Genomic DNA, 17,670 nt, shown 5'->3' with positions numbered 1-17,670 from the left:
ATCCATTTGCGGATGCGATCACGGGCGGTTGGCCCCTTAGCCTGATGTCGAATGCAAAGGGGAGAGTGCATCATGAAGGTTGCCATCATAGGTCTTGGGATCATGGGCAGCGCCTATGCGGGCAATCTGCTCGCGGGCGGGGCGGAGGTTGAGGGCGCCGACCCTCAGGAGGCCGCGCGCACCGCGCTGGCCGAGGTCGGCGGCACGCCGCAAGAAACGCTCGGGCCGTGGGTGCAGGATGCGGACCTGATCATCCTGTCGCTGGCCTCGCCCAAGGTTCTGCACGCGGTCGTGGGTGAACTGGCGGGCCTGATCGCGCCGGGGCAGATCGTGGCCGAGACAGGCACGTTCGCGCTTGCCGACAAACACGCGGCGCGCGAGGTGATCGACGGGGCGGGCGGCGTAATGCTGGATTGCACGGTCAGCGGCACCGGGGCGCAGGCCCGCGTCAAGGACCTGCTGATGATGACCTCCGGCCCCGAAGAGGCGGTGCGCAAGATCGAACCCATCCTCGAGAAATTCACCAAGGGCACGATCTATGGTGGCGAATTCGGCAACGGCGCACGGCTGAAATACGTGGCCAACCATGCGGTGGCGCTCCACAATTGCGCGGCGGCCGAAACGCTGCACTATGCCCGTTCCCACGGCTTGCCGGATGACCTCGTCTACAAGATGCTGTCCACCGGTGCGGGCCAGTCGCGGATGCTGGAACTGCGGATGCCGATGATGATCTCGGGCGAATACCGGCCCGCCACGGCGAACATGTCGATGTTCGAGAAAGACCTTTCGGTGATCGGCGGGGATATCGCGGTTCAGGGCTGCGCAACGCCTATGTTCGATGCGGTGCGCGAAGTCTATGATATCGCCTATGCCGAACTGCCGATGGATCTGGATACCGCCGGCGTCTACGAGGTCTATCGCGAGGGCCGGCTGGAGAAGGACGAGACGTGATCCTCGATCCGATCACCATCGTGATCGTCATGGTCGCCCTTGTCGTGGCCGGCACAGTCAAGGGCGCCATCGGCATCGGCCTTCCGGCCGTGGCCATGTCGATCCTGCCGCTGTTCATCGAACCCGCATTGGGCGTCGCGCTCTTGTCGCTGCCCATCGTGGTGACGAATATCCAGCAGATCGTGACGGGCGAGCGATGGCGGCAGGTGGTCGCCGAATACTGGGTGGCGGGGGCGTTTACCTTCGGGACGACCTTCATCGTGTCGCAGACCCTGCCCCATATCCCCAGCGACATCGTCGGCGGGATCGTCGGGATCACGCTGATCCTGTTTGCGGTGGCCGCCCTCTTCAAGGTGGACTTCCCTGTAACGAAGGCCGCCGGATGGCAGGCCGCCTTCGGCATCGCTTCGGGGATCGCGGGCGGGTTGTCCGCGGTCAAGGCACCGGTGATGATCTATTGCGCCGCGCTCAAGACCCCGCGCGAGGAATTCGTGATCTCGGCGGGGTTCCTGTTCTTCATGGGGGGGCTTGGCCTCGTCTCCGGGCTGTCGCTGGCGTCGGTCTTCACGCTGTCGCTCCTGCCCCTGTCGGTCGGCGCGGTCGTGGCGACGGTCGTCGGGTTTCAGCTGGGCGCCGTGATCCGCAAACGGATCAATGCAGAACTGTTCCGCAAACTGCTGCTTGGCCTGATGCTTCTGATCGGGCTGCGCATGGTCATCCGGATGTTCATCTAGAAGATCATCGCCGTCCGGCCCCTCCCAAAGCCGGACGGCGGCGCTGCTTAGTCTAGACCGAGCAGCTTCAGGGCCGAACCGCCTGCGACGGCGGCCTTGTCGGCCTCGGAAAGATCGGACGAGACGATGTGCTCGACCGGGTCGTAATCAGCCATGTCATACGGGTAATCGGTGCCCATGACAATGTGGTCTGCGCCATACTGCGCGACGAGGTATTCCAGCTGGTCGGGCGTGAAGACGACCGAGTCGAAATACATCCGCTTGAGGTACTCGGTCGGCGGTTTGGGCAGGCCCGCGGCGCTGTCCTTGCGTGCGCCCCAGGCGTGGTCGATCCGACCGGAATAAGCGGGCAGATAACCGCCCCCGTGAACGCCGAGGATCTTGAGGTTCGGGAACCGCTCCATCGTGCCGGAGAAGATCAGATGCGCGAGCGCCAGAGACGTCTCGAGCGGGTTCCCCATCACGTTGGCGAAATAGTAATCCTCGAACCGGTCACCCTGGGTGAAGCCATTCGGGTGGACCATGACCAGCGCGCCCAGTTCCTCGGCCTTCTTCCAGAAGGGTTCGAAGCGGGCATTGGAAATCTCCTCGCCGTCGATATTGGTCAGGATCTGCACGCCCTTCATGTTCAGTTCAGTCATGCAGCGGGTCAGTTCGGCCGCGGCCTCTTCGGGTTCGGTCATTGGCACGGTGCCGAGACCCACGAACCGGTCAGCAGCGCCGCCGACCCATTCCGCGATGCCGTCGTTCACGATCTGGCTGCCCTTGATGCAATGCTCGGGCGGCGACTGATACCAGCACTGGAACGGGATCGGCGCCACAACCTGCATGTCGATGCCCATGGCATCCAGAACGCGCAGACGGTCGTCGCGATCCTTCATCGCCACAGTCCGGTCCTTGTCCTGTTTCATGTTGAGCGCGCGGGTCTCGTCGTTGGAGTGCTTGACCATCGCGATCTTGGACGCGTCGAAATGCGGCGTCATGTAATCCCATGCGGCAGCAATGCTCACGTGGGCGTGGATATCCACCGTCTTGGAGGAAAGGCGTCGCTTGTCGCTGGGCGCGGGGCGCGCGGCGGTCGGGCCGTATCGGTTGTCTTCAGAGCCGAGTTCCGGCGTATCGATCGTGGCATGTGTCATCGGGAATCCTGCATTGTGCCGAGGTCAGGGGTGAGGTTAAGCCCCGCCCGGATCGCTCCGGACGAGGCAGTCTTAAGTCGTCTCGCCTGAAATCAGGCGAAGATTACATGTTTTCTGCGCGCCAGGCTTCTGCCTCGGCATCCACCTCGGCCCGATCGAAATCGTTGGCGGCGTCGATGTAGGTGTCGTTCAGGAAGTCGGCCGGATCGACTTCACGCTCGATCGCGCCCGACGACAGAAGCCGCGGCTGGATGTTGGACCAGACTTCGGTCTGCAGGTCGCCCGCACGCGGGGTTGTCGACACGTTCATGCCGATCACACCGTTCAGAAGGCTGATGCCGGCGGCCTCGTTTTCCCACTCTTCGGGAACAGCGGCGCGCAGCATCGTCTCGACCACGTCGGGGTGGTTGACCGACACATACATGCCCTTGCTCCAGGCGCGCAGGAAGCCTTCGATCGACTCGCGACGCTCTTCGATCATGTCGACGTTCATCGCGAAGGTGTTGGCGGGGCTCGCCAGAAGCTCTTCGGGGGTGATGAGCTTGACCTGGATGCCTGCGCCTTCAAGGCCGGCCCAGTCGTTGATCGACCCCACGAGGCCCGAAACCGAGCCATCGCGCACGGCGGCGGCCAGCGTCGGGCCGCTTTCGCCCAGAACAACCGTCTGGACATCGTCGATCGAGTGGCCTTCGGCATCGAGAGCGGCCTGAAGGAAGGCGCGGTCACGGTCCGACACGAGGCCGACGGTGGTGCCGACAAGATCAGCCATGCTGGTCGCGTCGCTGGTCGCGGCCACGGCCACGCTTTCCGGCGCGTTCTGCATCACTTCGTAGACGGTGTTGATGTTGGTCCCGGCGATGACCGCGTTCAGCGTTTCGGTCGCGTCGAGCATCGCCAGATCGGCCTGACCGTTCTGGACGAAGGCCACATAGGGGATCGAGGTGTCGGACGGCAGAAGTTCGACGACAACGCCCTCTTCCTCGAAGTAGCCCATCGCTTCACCAACGACGAGCGGGTAGAAAACGGTCGAGCGCGGCAGCGGGTTGATCATGCGGACCGCGTCGAGATCCTGGGCAACCAGCGCCCCGGGCGCGAGCATGGCGGCAAGCGCCGTGGATGCAACAAGTGACTTCATGTAGGACATGGGTCTTTCCTCCCTGAAAAGAGTGATATCTCTTTTACTATTTCAGCCCTGCCTCCCAGGCTCGGGCCCTTGCGCGCGAGGCGGCCGCCCTGCGCGCTTCTCTCCGCCAGAAGACAATCCTGTCGTCGAGAAACTCCATAGAATAGAACATCAGAAGCCCCATCACCGTCATGCTCAGAAGCGTGGCGATGGACGAGGCCATATCAAGCTGGAACGAGAACCGGTTCATCAGGACACCCACACCGGCTGTCGCCTGCGCGAATTCCGCGACGACCGCGCCGATCAGCGCCGTGGTCAGACCGATCTTGAGCCCCGCGAACATCAGCGGCAGGGCCGCAGGCACCCGCAGCTTGGTGAAGATATCGCGATGCGATGCACCGAGCGAACGGAACAATTCCTCGCGTTCCCGGTCGATCTTGGTCAGGCCCGTCAGCGTGTTCACGAAGATCGGGAAGAAGCTGATGATCGCGGCCAGCGCCACCTTCGAGCCCATGCCATAGCCGAACCACGCGATGACAACAGGTGTCAGCGCGATCCCCGGCGTCACGTTCAACACGACCGCGTAGGGCGTGACATAGCGCTTGAACGTCTCTGACAGCGAAGAGCTGACGGCCAGCGAGATCGCGATCGCCGCCCCAATCATGAAGCCTGCGACAGCCTCGAACAGGGTGATGAAGAAATGCGAATAGATGGTGCCTTCGGTGACATACAACTCCCAAATGGCGCCCATGATCGCGGTGGGTTTGGGGATCATGATCGTGGCGATCACATCGGTGACCACAGCGATTTCCCAAAGCAGCAGGATCAGCAGGAACAGCCCGATATGCGGCACGAGGCGCAGGTAGAGGGGCTTCGGCTCCTTGGATGCGATGGTTGCGTCAGACATTCCGGCCTCCCGTCAAGTTGCCCCAGGCGCGGGCGCGCTTTTCGCTCATCCGGTCGGTCGCATCGGAATGGTTCCAGAATGCGATCCGGTGATCGAGCACTTCCATTCCCTTGAAGATCAGGAACCCGATGATCGTCAGCGTAAAGATGCAGGCGAAGGCCGAGGCCATGTTCAGGTTGCGGGTATAGGTCAGGATCAGCGCGCCGATCCCCTGATCGCGCAGGATGAATTCGGCGACGAGCACACCCGACAGGGCCGCGGTCAGCGCCAGCCGCTCGCCCGCCATGATGACGGGGACGGCCTCGGGCAGAACCAGCTTGCGCAGGGTCTGCATCTTGGAGGCGCCCATGGAGCGGAAGAGTTCAAGCTTCTCCTCGTTCACGTTCACCACGCCCGAAAGGGTGTTGATGAAGGGCGCAAAGAAACAGACCAGCATGATGATCGCGATCTTGGGCGGCGCACCAAAGCCGAGAGCCGCGATCAGAAGCGGCGCCACGGCGATCCGGGGCGTGGCCTCGAGCACGATGACATAGGGCTGAAGGAACCGCCGCACGACCGGATTGAAGCCCACCAGCGCGCCCAGCCCGACCCCGAGGATCGAGCCTGCAGCAAACCCGATGAAGACCAGCCCGAGCGAGACATAAAGATGATGCCAGACGTTGGCCTGGGTGACGTAGATGCGCCAGAAGGATTCGAGAATCGCGGTGGGCCTCGGATAGAACAGCGGGTCGAGCCAGCCGATCCGCGATCCGAATTCCCAAAGCGCGATCAGCGTCAGGAAGATCGCGGCATGATTGATCATCCGCCGCATCCCGATGCTCATCAGCGGCTTGCCACCGCCCTCGCCCGCAACCTGATCGGTGACAGCCATCAGTGCGACCCCAGCGTGTTTCGAACCTGTTCGACCAGCACGTTGAATTCCGGCGTCGTCTGAAGCGACAGCTCACGCGGACGCGGGAAATTGACCGGAACCATGGCGGCCAGGCGACCGGGGCGCGGTGTCATGACACCCACCCGGTCGGCAAGGAAGATCGCCTCGGTGATGTTGTGCGTCACGAAGATCGTGGTCGCGCCGAATTCGGCAACGATCCGCATCAGTTCCACGTTCAGGTGTTCGCGGGTGAATTCATCGAGCGCGCCGAACGGTTCGTCCAGCAGGAGCACGTCCGCGCCCGTCTGCAACAGCCGCGCCAGCGCGACGCGCTGCTGCATCCCGCCGGACAGCTGGCTGGGATAGCTGAACATGAAATCCTTGAGCCCCACCAGTTCCAGCAACTCGGCCGCGTGGCGTTTGTCCTTGGCGGTGATGGTCCCGTTGAGTTCGGTCGGCAGAAGGACATTCTCGATCGCGGTGCGCCATTCCAGAAGCGTGGCCTTCTGGAACATCATGCCCACATCGGTGCGCGGCCCCTTGACCGGGTCGCCATGCACCGACATCTGGCCGCTGCTCAGGTCGATCAGGCCGGAAATCAGGCGCAGGAGCGTGGATTTCCCGCAGCCCGAAGGCCCGACAAGCGACACGAACTCTCCCTTAGCGATATCGAAAGTCGCCCCTTCCAGCGCCACGACCGAGCCGCCGGCGAATGTCTTGCCGACATTCGTCCCATGCACGATCGGGGCACCCGGTGCGATGCCTGCCGTCTCGGCCGGTGCGATCTCAGATGTTTCCATGAGCATCCTGTCCTCTCAGATTCCGTTTGGTCGTCATTCGACGATGGGCCTTCGCGAAAGCCCTTTCATGATCTTTCGGCGCGACGCGCCAAGATGCCGGTCAACGATACGCACTGCCGCACGGGCGTCGCGGGCCTGGATGGCATCAATCAGGGCCACGTGATCAGCCAGCGGCTGTTCGAAGCCGCCAAGGTCGTCCCTGATCTGCGACAGCGACACGACGCAGAGCCGGTCATAACTGTACATCAGCCGCCGCACGTCTTCGGCCAGCCGGCCGTTCCCGCAAAGATCGGCCAGCGCGATGTGGAAATCGCGGTTGTATTCGGCGAAGGCCTCGATCGAGCTGGTATCGGCATCCCGCCAGCGATCCAGAGGCTTGAGTTGCGCGTCCTCGCATTCATTGACCATCCGGCGAACAGCCGCAGCCTCGAGCGTTTCGCGCATCTCTAAAATATCAGAGGCATCAGAAATCGAGATCGGCGTCACGCGATGGCCCTTGCGGGGCAGCGTCTCTACCAGACCCTCAAACTCCAGTCGTTGAAGCGCTTCGCGCACAGGGCTCTTTGAAACCTCGTATTTCTCGGCAAGTTCGGTTTCACGGATCTCCGCGCCTGGCGGGATCTCGCAGGTGAAAATATCACTACGTATACGATCTAGTACTCGGTGACGAATTAGATCCACTCAACTGTCCTCCCTGTGAAATATCACAAGACTGTCAGAGTGAGTCGGTCAATGGGGTAAACCATTATCGATTCGGCTAGTGTGGATCACGAAATCCGATAGCTGCGCGACGCGCGCTCAGATCCAGTTCTGATAGGTCAGCGGGACCCAGCGATAGCTGTCACCCGTCGCCTCGACATATCCGACAGAGGGGAACGGCATGTGATGACCAGCCACGAGAATCCGGTCGGTCGCCACCATGTCAAGCACGCGCAGCCGGGTCGCGGTCGCGGCCTCGGGATGGTCGTCAAAGGCAATCGCTGCGCGCGGATGGCGCAGCGAAAAGGCATAATGGTTCGTGACGTCGCCCCAGACCAGAAGCTGATCCTTGCCCTGATCGAGCCGGTACATCATGTGGCCCGGGGAATGGCCAAAGCCCTCCTCGGCGAAAAGGCCGGGCGCGATCTCTGCCCCGCCCTCGATCAGGTCAAACCTGTCGGCGACGGGCGCCACGATCTTGTCGAACAATTCCTTGTTGTGGGCGCGCTTCTCGGGGATGCCCTCGCCCGTGCTCCAGGCCTCGAATTCGACACGCCCCACGACGTGGCGTGCATTGGGAAAGGTCATCTCGCCATCGGTGAGAAGCCCGCCCATGTGATCTGGATGACAATGCGTCAGGGCCAGCACGTCGACGTCTTCGGGTGCATAGCCCGCCTCGGCCATGCGCGCGACAAGATTGCCCGCACCCTTGTCATGACCCAGCGCGCCCCAACCGGTATCGAACACGACCAGCTTGCCACCGGTCGTGATCAGGGTCGGCGTGAAGGCGTTTTCCGTCTTGTCGGCCGGCACGAAATTCTCGTGCGCAACCTCGGCCCGCCGCTCCTCCGTCATGTCGGTGGCGTAGGGCGGCGACACCTGCGGCAGGACAATCGCCCCGTCGAGGATCGTGGTCACGTCCGCCTCGCCCAGACGAAAGCGGTGGATCGCGGGGCGGATCGGGGCTTTCAGCGAAGCGGACATGATGTTTCTCCCTATAGCAACGCCGCGGGCAAGGCCGTCGCCAGCCACGGCATGAACAAGACGATGAAGGCCGCCACGAGGATCAGCACGAAATAGGGGGTCGATCCGATGAAGATCTTGCCCAGCGTCGCCGTCTTGTCCGGCACCGCCCCCCGGACGGTATAGACCAGAAGCCCGAACGGCGGCGTCAGCAGCCCCGCCTCGATCACGAGGATGCCGAAGATCGCGAAGGCAATCGGGTCGATCCCGATGCTGGCGGCGATGGGCGAGAAGATCGGAACCGTCAGAAGGATGATCGACACGCTGTCGATCAGCATCCCCATGATCAGCCAGATCACCACCATCAGCGCGATCACCTGCCAGGGATCGAGGCCCGCCTGCGCGAACAGCCCCTGGATGAAGTTGACCGCGCCGCCGATCCCCAGAAGCCGCGAATACATCGAGGCCGTGATCAGAAGGAACATGATCGGCGCCGTCGTGCGCCCCGCCTGCAGGACCGCCTGATAGAGTTCGCGCCAGCCCAGCCCTTTGATGACCGCGATCAGCAGCGCACCCAGCGCGCCGAAACCTGCCGCCTGCGTCGGGTTGAACCAGCCCGTCCAGATTCCGCCGATCACCAGAAAGATCAGGAAGATGATGCCGAAGCTGCCGATCACCTCGGAGCGGACCTCTTCGGGCGTGAGTTTCACCAGATCGCCATCGAAGGGTGGCGCCACGTCAGGCGAACGGACCGCAGCAATGATCACGTAGGCAATGAACAACAACGCAAGAACGATGCCCGGAATGATCCCCGCGATGAACAGCGCACCCACGCTCTGTTCGGTCAGGATTGCCCAGACGATCAGCAGGACAGAGGGCGGAATCAGCATCCCAAGGCAGGCAGACCCCGCCACGGCCCCCAGCGCGAAGGTCTGCTTGTAGCCCACCTTCATCATCTCGGGATAGGCGATCCGGCTGAAGGCTGCGGCCGAGGCGATCGACACCCCGGTCACGGCGGCAAAGATCGTGTTGCCGGTGATCGTGGCGATTGCCAGCCGTCCCGGAAGCCGCTTCATCGTGCGGTCGCAGACGCGGTACAGATCCCCGGCCGCCCCGGATTTGGATATGAATTCCCCCATCAGAACGAAGAGCGGAATCACCGCGAAGACGTCCTTTCTTACCGCCTCGTAGGCGGTGTTGCCGAGGATCGAAATCGCGGGCTCCAGCGCGCCCAGCATCAGCCAGACGCCGATCCCCGAACAGATCGCAAGCGCCACGCCGATATGCGTGCCCAGAAGGATCAGCAGGACCAGAAGGCCGAGCATCCACAGAACGATATCACCACCCATGGATCAGTTCTCCCCGCCCATATAGGCGCCCGGTGCGGCCTGCCCGTCGATCAGATTTCCGCGCCAATCGTGCCAGATCATCGTCAGGTAGGCCCAGGCAGCGAAGCCCGACATCACCAGAACCGTGCCGCGCACGGGCCATGTCGGCACCCTGAGAGAGCCCTCGCCCTCGTATTCCCCGATCCGGTAGGAATCGAAGAAGGCGGGCCAGGTGCTCCAGAGAATCGTCATGAAAACGAGGAAGCCGAGGATCGACATGGATGTGCGCAAGAGCTTTTGCACGAACGGCGGCACCGCATCGGCCAGAATCGAGGTGCGCAACATCGAACCGGAGTAGATCGCCAGCGGGATCTGCAGGAAGGTAATGGCCACCACCGAGTTCTGGATGATCTCCTTGGTGCCGGGCACCGGGCGTCCCAGGAACTTTAGTCCCATGACGTCAAAGAAGATCAAAACCGCTAGACACAGCGTCCAAAACGCCGCGAACAGGTGAATGGCCCGTGCAACACGGGTGTCCACAGACATGATCGGCCCCTCCCTCGACCTTTGTTTCGTGCAACGCTAGCGGAACGAGACGAAGGGTCAAGCCAAGATTAGCAATCGATAAATAGCGCGTCTCGAGGCTTGACCGGTTGCAGATTCTGTGAGGTAGTTAGCGAACGATAAATAAGCCCTTTCTCGGGAGGAAGGGGCCGAGGGACGTGTTTCATGTCTGATGGGAGGAACTGATGACACTTAAGAACGCAATAGTTGCCGCTGGTACGGCAATGGCCATGGTCTGGGGCGCAGCGGCGACAGCCGATACGTTCACGCTTCGGATCGGATCGGGTCACCCGAACGGGCCGTCCGTCTATGTGACTGATACGGCAAACTTTTTCGTGCCCGAAGTGGTGCGTCGCGTGGCCGAGGAAACAGAGCACGAGATCGAATTCGTCGAAGGTTACGGCGGCGCGATCGCGGGCGTGGCCGAAACGCTCGAGGCGGTTCAGAACGGCATCCTCGACATCGGCGCCTTCTGCATCTGTTTTGAACCAGCCAAGCTGTTCCTGCACAACTTCCCCTATTATGCTCCGTTCGGGCCGCAGGATTCGATCGAGGCCATGGCCACGACTCGCGCCGTCTATGACCAGGTGCCGTGGCTGACCGAGCAATTCTCGGAAGAATATGGCCAGATCCTTCTGGGCCTGCATGGCTGGGACAACTACCATCTCGGCACGACCGACCCGTGGGAAACCGTGGCCGACCTCGAAGGTGTGAAGATCGGCGGCGCCGGTCCGAACCTGCCGTGGCTTGAATTCGCGGGTGCGATCCCGGTTCAGTCCACCCTGCCCGACGGCTATCTGTCGCTTCAGACGGGCGTCTACCACGGCTGGCTGATGTTCCCGTCCGCCTATCTTGGCTTCAAGTTCTATGAGCCGTCGCCCTATTACACCCGGATCGGTTTCGGTGCGATGGCGGTGAACGCGCTGACAATGAACGAACGCTCGCTGAGCCGCCTGCCCGAAGATGTTCAGCAGATCATCCTCGAAGTGGGCCGCGCCTACGAGGAGCAGGCCGGTGCCTCGCTCAACGCCGCCCAGCAGCGCGGGATCGAGGGTCTGATCGAGGTTGGCGCCAGGGTCAACGACCTTGCCCCCGAGGTGCGTGCGGGCTGGGCCGAGTCACTCACCAGCTTCCCGAACCAGCAGGCCAAGGAAGCCGACGGTCGTGGCATGCCGGGATCGGAGGTCATGCAGGCCTATCTCGATGCGGTGGCCGCTAGCAGCTATGAGTGGCCAGTCGAATACGTGATCGACTAAGATCGATACAACGGGCGGCCCGAACGGGCCGCCCGTTTTGATTCCAAGACCTTCAGACAGGACCAGACCGATGGATATCATCGAACCAAGCGTCGAGGAAATGCTGGAGCGCGTGGCCCGCTACAAGGAGCTCAAGGGCTCGAAGCAGGCCTACGTCGACACCCGCATCCCCGAATATCACCGCGACATCTTCAACGTCATCGGGCGCGGCGTGACCGAAGACAAGGACCTTGCCCCCTCGATCACCGATGCCCGTTACTTCGGGATCACCTATGTGGGTGCGGAACCCGGCAAGGGCGCGGCACTCCATGCGCACGAGACGATCGAGGTCTTCATCCCCCTCACGGGCCGCTGGGCGGCCTATTGGGGCGCGGAGGGCGACAAGGAGATCGAGATCGATCCCTTTGACGTGATCTCTTTCCCGCCGGGCGTCTTTCGCGGCTTTCGCAACGTGGGCGACGACTATGCGATGCTGATGGCGATCATCGGCTCGAAAGAGACGACTCAGGACGGCGGCCGCGTCGCCTGGGCGCCACAGATCCTCGAGCAGAGCCACAAGACAGGCCTGCGGGTCAACGCAGAAGGCGATCTCGAAGAGGGCTGAGACCAGCGCAGGAGAGGGCGGGGCATGCGCCCTGCCCTCAGGTTAGAGCTTCCAGTATCTCCAGCGGGGACCAGACAAGGCACGCCAGAACGCCCACAGCCGCCGAAATCAGGAAAAGATAACGGGGCCATGGCGAATGGCTGCCCAGGAGCTTGCGTTCGCGAATGTCCTTGAGTTCGGCCTCGGACCGGTCGCTCAGCGCTTCCATGGCCTTCAGGCTCCCCTTGTCCGAAATCCACTCGAACAGGAAAAACAGGGCCACGACACCCAGGAATATTGCAAAGATCTTCCAGCTGGTCACGGAGGCCAACTCTGCCACGCCCGACCCGATTACACCCAGAATGAACCCGAGCGGGATCGAAAACACCGTTCTGATCCTGTCCTCGAAATTCACGGGCAACCCTCACACCAAGGAACTGTATTCACGGCCGGTTCGACAGATAACACCCTGCAAATCGGACATGGAATTGCAAGAAGAACCTTCTGGCGAAAGGCACGGATCACCGACAATCGCCCAAGGGCAAGGCTGGCCCCGCAACGGGAGTGGACGCGTCCTAGTCCGTGAAGACACCGACGCCTGCACCGATGACGGCGCCTTCGACGCAACGCCCATCGACCAGGTATTCTCCCGCAGCACAGCCAATCGCCGCACCGATGGCCGCACGTTCCAGCTGAGGATCGAGGTTCAGTTCATCACAGGCCGACAGGGCGAATACCGGCACCATCACGAGAAGAGCGATCAGTTTCTTCATCTTGGCGTTCCTTTCAAGGTTACTTCCATGGCCACGCAGCTCTAGCTCCGCAGGATGCTCTGCATCTTCTTGCCGCGGCCGAGTTCGTCGACCAGCTTGTCGAGGTAGCGGATCTCCTGCATCAGCGGATCTTCGATATCCTCCACCCGGATCCCGCAAATTACGCCGGTAATCTTTCGCCGGTCCGGGTTCATGGCGGGGGCTTCGGCAAAGAAGGTTTCGAAATCGGTGCCTGCGTCCAGCTGCTGACGGAGACCCGCAGCATCATAGCCGGTCAGCCATGACACCACGGTCTCGAGGTCGGCTTGCGACCGGCCCTTCTTTTCGACTTTCCTGATGTAGTGGGGATAGACCGCCGAAACGGCCATCCCGAAAATCTTGTGGCTCATATGCCCAGCATCACCCGCGCCCGGTTGGCCTGTCAAACGGAAGAGGAATCGGACACCACGGCGATCGGCGCCTTCACGCCACTGCTCGCGTGAAGACAGGTCCGCGCCGGCGCTTGCACGCCGCCGCGACCAATGATCGAACTTCGGTCAGGTCCAGGACCATGCCGTCCGGCTGGCGCGCCTCAGTCGACGCCTTCCAGCTTGCGACTGGCCTGAACGGAGGGACGCTGCTTCATCCGCTCGTAATGCGCCATGACGTTGGGCGGCAGCTCCCAGCCCGCCACGTCAACGGCCCAATATTCGTTATAATAGAGGGCGGTATCGGCGATGGTGAAGGTGTCGCCCATGACCCATTCCTTGCCCTCAAGCTGTTCGTCGACCACGGCAAGTGCCGCCATCATCGCGTCCTTGCCGCGGACCTTCAGCTGCTCGATCGCCTCGGGGATGTCGGAATAGGCGTCCGGGCGCCGGTACATCCGCCACGACAGCATGTGAACGGTGCCGATGATGAAATCCATGGCCTCGAGCGTGCGGATCAGACCTTCGGTATCTTCGGGCAAGAGGTTCTTTTCGGGGTGCTGGCGCGCCAGCCAGATGGCGATTGCCGCGAATTCCGTCACCACGCTTCCGTCGTCGCGCACCAGCGCCGCGACCTTGCCCTTCGGGTTCAGCGCGAGGTATTCCGGCGTCTTCTGTTCCTTCTTCGAGAAATCCACGATCCGCAAATCGTAAGGTTCCCCGATCTCCTCCATCAGCACGTGGATGCCGATGGAGCAGGTCTTTTTCGCGTAGCACAGGGTTGTCATGAACTCATTCCTTCGCGCCCAACCGGCGCGTCATTGTGTGACAGATTTGGCGTCCCGGTCGTCGGGAGGGCTGCGGATTACACCGTGCCCAACGCCTTGAGGATACGTTCGGGCGTCATCGGCATCTGGTGGATCCGTCCCCCCAGAGGCGACAGCGCGTCGTTGACGGCATTCATCAGCGCCGCCGGTGCACCGCCCGTCCCCGCCTCGCCCGCGCCCTTGGCGCCAAGCTCGGAGGTCCGTGTCGGCGTTTCGACATGCGCCACGACGATATCGGGCATCTCGGCGGCCATGGGCACTTCATAATCTGCCATCGATGCGTTCAGCAACTGCCCTTCCTCGTCATAAAGGCATTCCTCGTAGAGCGCGCCGCCGATCCCCTGCACGACACCGCCGCGCACCTGTTCATCGACGAGCATCGGGTTGATCACCCGGCCGCAATCCTCGACGGCCCAGAAGCCCAGGACCTTGACCATCCCCGTTTCCACATCGACCTCGACCTGGGCGGCCATCGCGCCATTGGTAAAGACGAAGGGGAAATCGGTGACCCTGTAGTGGCGGGTCGCCACAAGTTCGGGCTTCATGTCCGAGGGCAATTCGTTGCCGCGATAATAGACCGTGCGGGCCAGATCGGACAGGGTCATGCGCTCGGACCCGTCAAGATCGGTCACCGCACCGTCGCGGATATCCAGCTTGGAGGGTTCGGTCTGAAGCATGACCGCCGCCACGTCGAGCACCTGATCGCGAAGCGCGACCGCGGCCTGCAACATCGCCTCGCCGCCGATGCCGGCCCCGCGCGATGCCCATGTGCCGCCACCGTAGGGCACGGTGTCGGTGTCGCCGGTCGTGACCCGGACCCTGTCGATCGGGATGCCGAACCGATCGGCCGCGATCTGGGCAAGGATGCCGTTCGTCCCCTGCCCCTGTTCGGTCACCGAGGAACTGATCCGCAATCCACCGCCCGCATCCAGCCGCACGGTCGCGCCGTCCTGGCTTGCGATGGGGGCGCCGCCGATCCCGTAGAAGGCGGGCGACGGATTGGTGACCTCGACCATGCTCACAAGACCGATCCCGCGGTAGACGCCCGATTTGCGGGCCTGTGCCTGATCGGCGCGCAGGCCGTTGTAGTCCATGATCTCGAGAAGTTTCTCGAGGCTTTGCTGGTGGCTCAGATCGGCCAGCTTCATGCCAGAGGCCGATTGCCGGGGATAGCTGTCATCGGCCATCAGGTTCCGTCTGCGGACCTCGGCCACGTCCATCCCGATCTCGCGCGCGGCATCCTCAAGCAGGCAGTCGCAGATCGCCATGGCGATCGGATGGCCCACCGCGCGATACTGGCACATCAGGTTCTTGTTCTGGAACACGACGCGCGACCGGGCGCGGTAATTCTCGATCTCATAGGGCGCGCCGGTCAGGTTGAGCACCTGGTTGGCCTCGATGGCCGAGGTGCGCGGATACATCGAGAACGGCCCGATCCCGGTGATGTCATCGAATTCCAGCGCGGCGATCTTGCCGTCGGCCGTCAGGCCCATGCGCCCCTTCACGATGTGATCGCGGGCGTGGATATCTGTCTGAAAGCTTTCCAGCCGGTCGGCCACGAATTTTATCGGCCGGCCCAGCAACTTTGCCGCCGCCGCCGTGGCCACCTCGTCGCCATAGGTATGGATCTTGATCCCGAAGGAGCCGCCTACGTCATGGGCGATGACGCGCACGTCCTCTTCCATCAGGCCAAGATGCTTGGCGAAGATGAACTGCATCATGTGGGGCGCCTGCCCCGAATACCAGAACGTCAGCTGATCGGTCGACGGATCGAACGCCGCCACAGCGGCCCGGGTTTCCAGCGTGACGCCGGTATGCCGGCCAAAGGTGAAGCTGCGCTCGACCGTCGTGACACCGTCGGCGGCAAAGGCCGCGTCCACGTCCCCCACATCGACCGTGCGTTCCCACGCGAGGTTCGACCCGAGGCTGTCGTGGATCAGGGCTGCACCCGGCTCAAGCGCGGCCTCGGGGTCGGTGACCGGATCGAGCGGGTCGAGATCGGCCTCGATCAGGCCCAGCGCATCCTCGGCGATGGCGCGGCTCTCGGCGATGACCATCACCAGCGGTTCGCCCTGCCAGCGGGCGACATCGACGGCCATCGGCATCTGCGGCGCCGACTGAAGGCCCGCGAGGTGGCTCAGGACGCCGACATAGGGTTCGACCACGCCTTCGAGGTCCTTGCCCGTCAGGATGGTATGGACCCCCGGCACAGCGCGCGCGGCCTCGAGATCGAAGCCGTTCACCCGGGCATGGGCATAGGGGGATCGCAGGAAGGCGGCATGCAACATGCGTGGCAGTTGCAGATCATCCACGAAGCGGCCCCGCCCTTCCAGAAGGCGGGCGGCATCCGCGCGGGGCACCGCGCGACCGATATAGCTGTTCGGCCGGTCCAGATCTGTCAGAGGTCCGCTCATGACTGCCTCCCTTCGATGGTTTCGCACACGGCGTCGACGATGGATTGATACCCGGTGCAGCGGCAGTAATTGCCCGACAGGTGCTCCCGGATCGCGGTGCGATCGGCGGGCGCACCGCTTTCGATGTATTCGAGCGCCGACGCCAGCATGCCCGGCGTGCAATAGCCGCATTGCAGGGCGTTGCGGTTGGTGAAGGCCGCCTTCAGCGCCTTTGTATCGGGGCGCGCGCCAAGCCCCTCGATCGTGGTGATCGAGGCGCCATCGGCCTGCACGGCCAGTGTCAGGCAGGACCGGACTGTCTGGTCATCCATCAGGAGCGTGCAGGCCCCGCAGACGCCATGCTCGCAGCCCACATGGGTGCCGGTCAGCCCCTGCCCGTTGCGCAGGAAATCGGCAAGGTTCTGGCGCACCGGAACGGTCGCGTGGATCGTCTCGCCATTGATGGTGACGGTGATATCTTGTGTCTGGCTCATTCAGCTCATCCCTCCGATGGCGCGGCGCAGTGCAACGCCGGCCAGATGCCGTTTCATCGCAGGATCGCCATGCCGGTCGCCGTCGATCTCGAGCGAGGCAAGCGCGGCGACGGCGGCGTCGATATCCGAGGCATCCGCATTCAGCACAGCCTCGGCGTCCGTGGCGCGGAGCGGCGTGCCCGCGACCGAGAAGAAGGCGATCCGCCAATCGGGCGCCTGCGCGACCGCGACGCCGATCATCGCGTAATCCCCATGCCGCCGGGTGATTTCGTAAAACCCGAAGCGATGTCCGGGCGCCGCCTTTGGCAGGCGAACAGCGGTGATCAGTTCCTCGGGCTGACGGGCCGTCTCGTAGAGCCCGAAGAAAAACTCGTCCGCCGCCACGCTGCGTTGCCCGCTGGCCGACCTCAGATCGACGCTGCCGCCCAGCGCCAGAAGAACGGCCGGGCTTTCGGCTGCCGGGTCCGACAGCGCGAGGCTTCCACCGAGGGTGCCGCGGTTGCGGATCGCGGGGTGCGCGATATGCGGCAGCGCCGCGGCCAGCAGCGGCACGTCGCGCGCCACCATCTCGGAGGCCATGAGATCGCGGTACCGCGTCATCGCGCCGATGACGATCTCGCCGTTATCCTCGCAGATGCCGGACAGTTCCGGCACACCCCCCAGATCCACCAGCACGTCCGGCGCGGCCAGTCGGAAATTCATCATCGGCATCAGGCTTTGCCCGCCGGCAAGCGGCTGCGCCTCCTGATCCGTATCTGCCAGAATCGCAAGCGCCTCGTCCATGGTGGACGGACGCTCATAGCGGAAATCCTGAGCTTTCACAGCTATCCTCCCTGCATATCAAGCCACGATATGGTG

20 protein-coding genes are annotated in these 17,670 nt (G+C 62.9%); 4 read left to right on the top strand and 16 right to left on the bottom strand.

The window, feature by feature from the left end:
- Positions 1–72 precede the first annotated feature (72 nt).
- Positions 73–951 (top strand): NAD(P)-dependent oxidoreductase, encoded by an 879-nt coding sequence (locus EP376_RS03330; protein ID WP_164744851.1) that lies wholly within the window; start codon positions 73–75, stop codon positions 949–951.
- Complete coding sequence (locus EP376_RS03325; RefSeq protein ID WP_127654107.1) at positions 948–1,685, top strand: sulfite exporter TauE/SafE family protein; 738 nt, start codon at positions 948–950, stop codon at positions 1,683–1,685. The genes EP376_RS03330 and EP376_RS03325 overlap by 4 nt, the downstream gene beginning before the upstream one ends.
- A gap of 47 nt (positions 1,686–1,732) precedes the next feature.
- Here the strand turns inward: EP376_RS03325 and EP376_RS03320 are convergent, their stop codons facing one another.
- From EP376_RS03320 to EP376_RS03280, 9 genes are all read right to left on the bottom strand, one after another.
- Complete coding sequence (locus EP376_RS03320; protein WP_127654106.1) at positions 1,733–2,824, bottom strand: amidohydrolase family protein; 1,092 nt, start codon at positions 2,822–2,824, stop codon at positions 1,733–1,735.
- A 103-nt stretch (positions 2,825–2,927) separates the two neighbouring features.
- Positions 2,928–3,968: an ABC transporter substrate-binding protein gene (locus tag EP376_RS03315; RefSeq protein WP_127654105.1), complete on the bottom strand. Its 1,041-nt coding sequence runs from the start codon at positions 3,966–3,968 to the stop codon at positions 2,928–2,930.
- A gap of 37 nt (positions 3,969–4,005) precedes the next feature.
- Complete coding sequence (locus EP376_RS03310; RefSeq protein ID WP_127654104.1) at positions 4,006–4,854, bottom strand: ABC transporter permease; 849 nt, start codon at positions 4,852–4,854, stop codon at positions 4,006–4,008.
- Entirely contained in the window at positions 4,847–5,725 is an 879-nt protein-coding gene (locus EP376_RS03305; RefSeq protein WP_127654103.1) for an ABC transporter permease, read from the bottom strand. Before EP376_RS03305 ends, EP376_RS03310 begins: the two co-directional genes overlap by 8 nt.
- On the bottom strand, positions 5,725–6,525 hold the full coding sequence (locus EP376_RS03300) for an ABC transporter ATP-binding protein (protein ID WP_127654102.1): 801 nt from the start codon (positions 6,523–6,525) through the stop codon (positions 5,725–5,727). The genes EP376_RS03305 and EP376_RS03300 overlap by 1 nt, the downstream gene beginning before the upstream one ends.
- A 33-nt stretch (positions 6,526–6,558) precedes the next feature.
- Positions 6,559–7,206, bottom strand: coding sequence for a GntR family transcriptional regulator (locus EP376_RS03295; RefSeq protein ID WP_127654101.1), 648 nt, complete (start codon positions 7,204–7,206; stop codon positions 6,559–6,561).
- A 117-nt stretch (positions 7,207–7,323) separates the two neighbouring features.
- Positions 7,324–8,208 (bottom strand): MBL fold metallo-hydrolase, encoded by an 885-nt coding sequence (locus EP376_RS03290; protein ID WP_127654100.1) that lies wholly within the window; start codon positions 8,206–8,208, stop codon positions 7,324–7,326.
- A gap of 11 nt (positions 8,209–8,219) precedes the next feature.
- On the bottom strand, positions 8,220–9,536 hold the full coding sequence (locus tag EP376_RS03285; RefSeq protein WP_127654099.1) for a TRAP transporter large permease: 1,317 nt from the start codon (positions 9,534–9,536) through the stop codon (positions 8,220–8,222).
- A gap of 3 nt (positions 9,537–9,539) precedes the next feature.
- On the bottom strand, positions 9,540–10,061 hold the full coding sequence (locus EP376_RS03280) for a TRAP transporter small permease (RefSeq protein ID WP_127654098.1): 522 nt from the start codon (positions 10,059–10,061) through the stop codon (positions 9,540–9,542).
- Between the two features lie 203 nt (positions 10,062–10,264).
- Here EP376_RS03280 and EP376_RS03275 point away from each other — a divergent pair, with 203 nt between their 5' ends.
- Both EP376_RS03275 and EP376_RS03270 read left to right on the top strand, forming a co-directional pair.
- On the top strand, positions 10,265–11,335 hold the full coding sequence (locus EP376_RS03275) for a C4-dicarboxylate TRAP transporter substrate-binding protein (RefSeq protein WP_127654097.1): 1,071 nt from the start codon (positions 10,265–10,267) through the stop codon (positions 11,333–11,335).
- 70 nt (positions 11,336–11,405) lie between these two features.
- Positions 11,406–11,939, top strand: a complete 534-nt coding sequence (locus EP376_RS03270; protein ID WP_127654096.1) for a cupin domain-containing protein — start codon at positions 11,406–11,408, stop codon at positions 11,937–11,939.
- A 37-nt stretch (positions 11,940–11,976) separates the two neighbouring features.
- On the opposite strand, the gene EP376_RS03265 is transcribed toward EP376_RS03270, so the two are convergent.
- From EP376_RS03265 to EP376_RS03235, 7 genes are all read right to left on the bottom strand, one after another.
- Positions 11,977–12,306: a hypothetical protein gene (locus tag EP376_RS03265; protein WP_127654095.1), complete on the bottom strand. Its 330-nt coding sequence runs from the start codon at positions 12,304–12,306 to the stop codon at positions 11,977–11,979.
- A gap of 187 nt (positions 12,307–12,493) precedes the next feature.
- On the bottom strand, positions 12,494–12,691 hold the full coding sequence (locus EP376_RS03260) for a hypothetical protein (protein ID WP_127654094.1): 198 nt from the start codon (positions 12,689–12,691) through the stop codon (positions 12,494–12,496).
- A gap of 41 nt (positions 12,692–12,732) precedes the next feature.
- Positions 12,733–13,080, bottom strand: a complete 348-nt coding sequence (locus tag EP376_RS03255) for a DUF2200 domain-containing protein (protein WP_127654093.1) — start codon at positions 13,078–13,080, stop codon at positions 12,733–12,735.
- A gap of 182 nt (positions 13,081–13,262) precedes the next feature.
- A complete protein-coding gene (locus EP376_RS03250) occupies positions 13,263–13,886 on the bottom strand; it encodes a glutathione S-transferase family protein (protein ID WP_127654092.1) in 624 nt (207 codons plus the stop codon).
- Between the two features lie 77 nt (positions 13,887–13,963).
- A complete protein-coding gene (locus EP376_RS03245; RefSeq protein ID WP_127654091.1) occupies positions 13,964–16,339 on the bottom strand; it encodes a xanthine dehydrogenase family protein molybdopterin-binding subunit in 2,376 nt (791 codons plus the stop codon).
- Complete coding sequence (locus EP376_RS03240) at positions 16,336–16,812, bottom strand: (2Fe-2S)-binding protein (RefSeq protein WP_127654090.1); 477 nt, start codon at positions 16,810–16,812, stop codon at positions 16,336–16,338. Before EP376_RS03240 ends, EP376_RS03245 begins: the two co-directional genes overlap by 4 nt.
- Positions 16,813–17,634, bottom strand: a complete 822-nt coding sequence (locus EP376_RS03235) for an FAD binding domain-containing protein (RefSeq protein ID WP_127654089.1) — start codon at positions 17,632–17,634, stop codon at positions 16,813–16,815.
- Between the last annotated feature and the right edge of the window lie 36 nt (positions 17,635–17,670).

Origin of the sequence: Alexandriicola marinus (genome assembly GCF_004000435.1) — a bacterium.
Classification (GTDB): domain Bacteria; phylum Pseudomonadota; class Alphaproteobacteria; order Rhodobacterales; family Rhodobacteraceae; genus Alexandriicola; species Alexandriicola marinus.
Note: the sequence above shows the minus strand (reverse complement) of the source record. Positions and strands in the feature narration are given on the sequence as shown.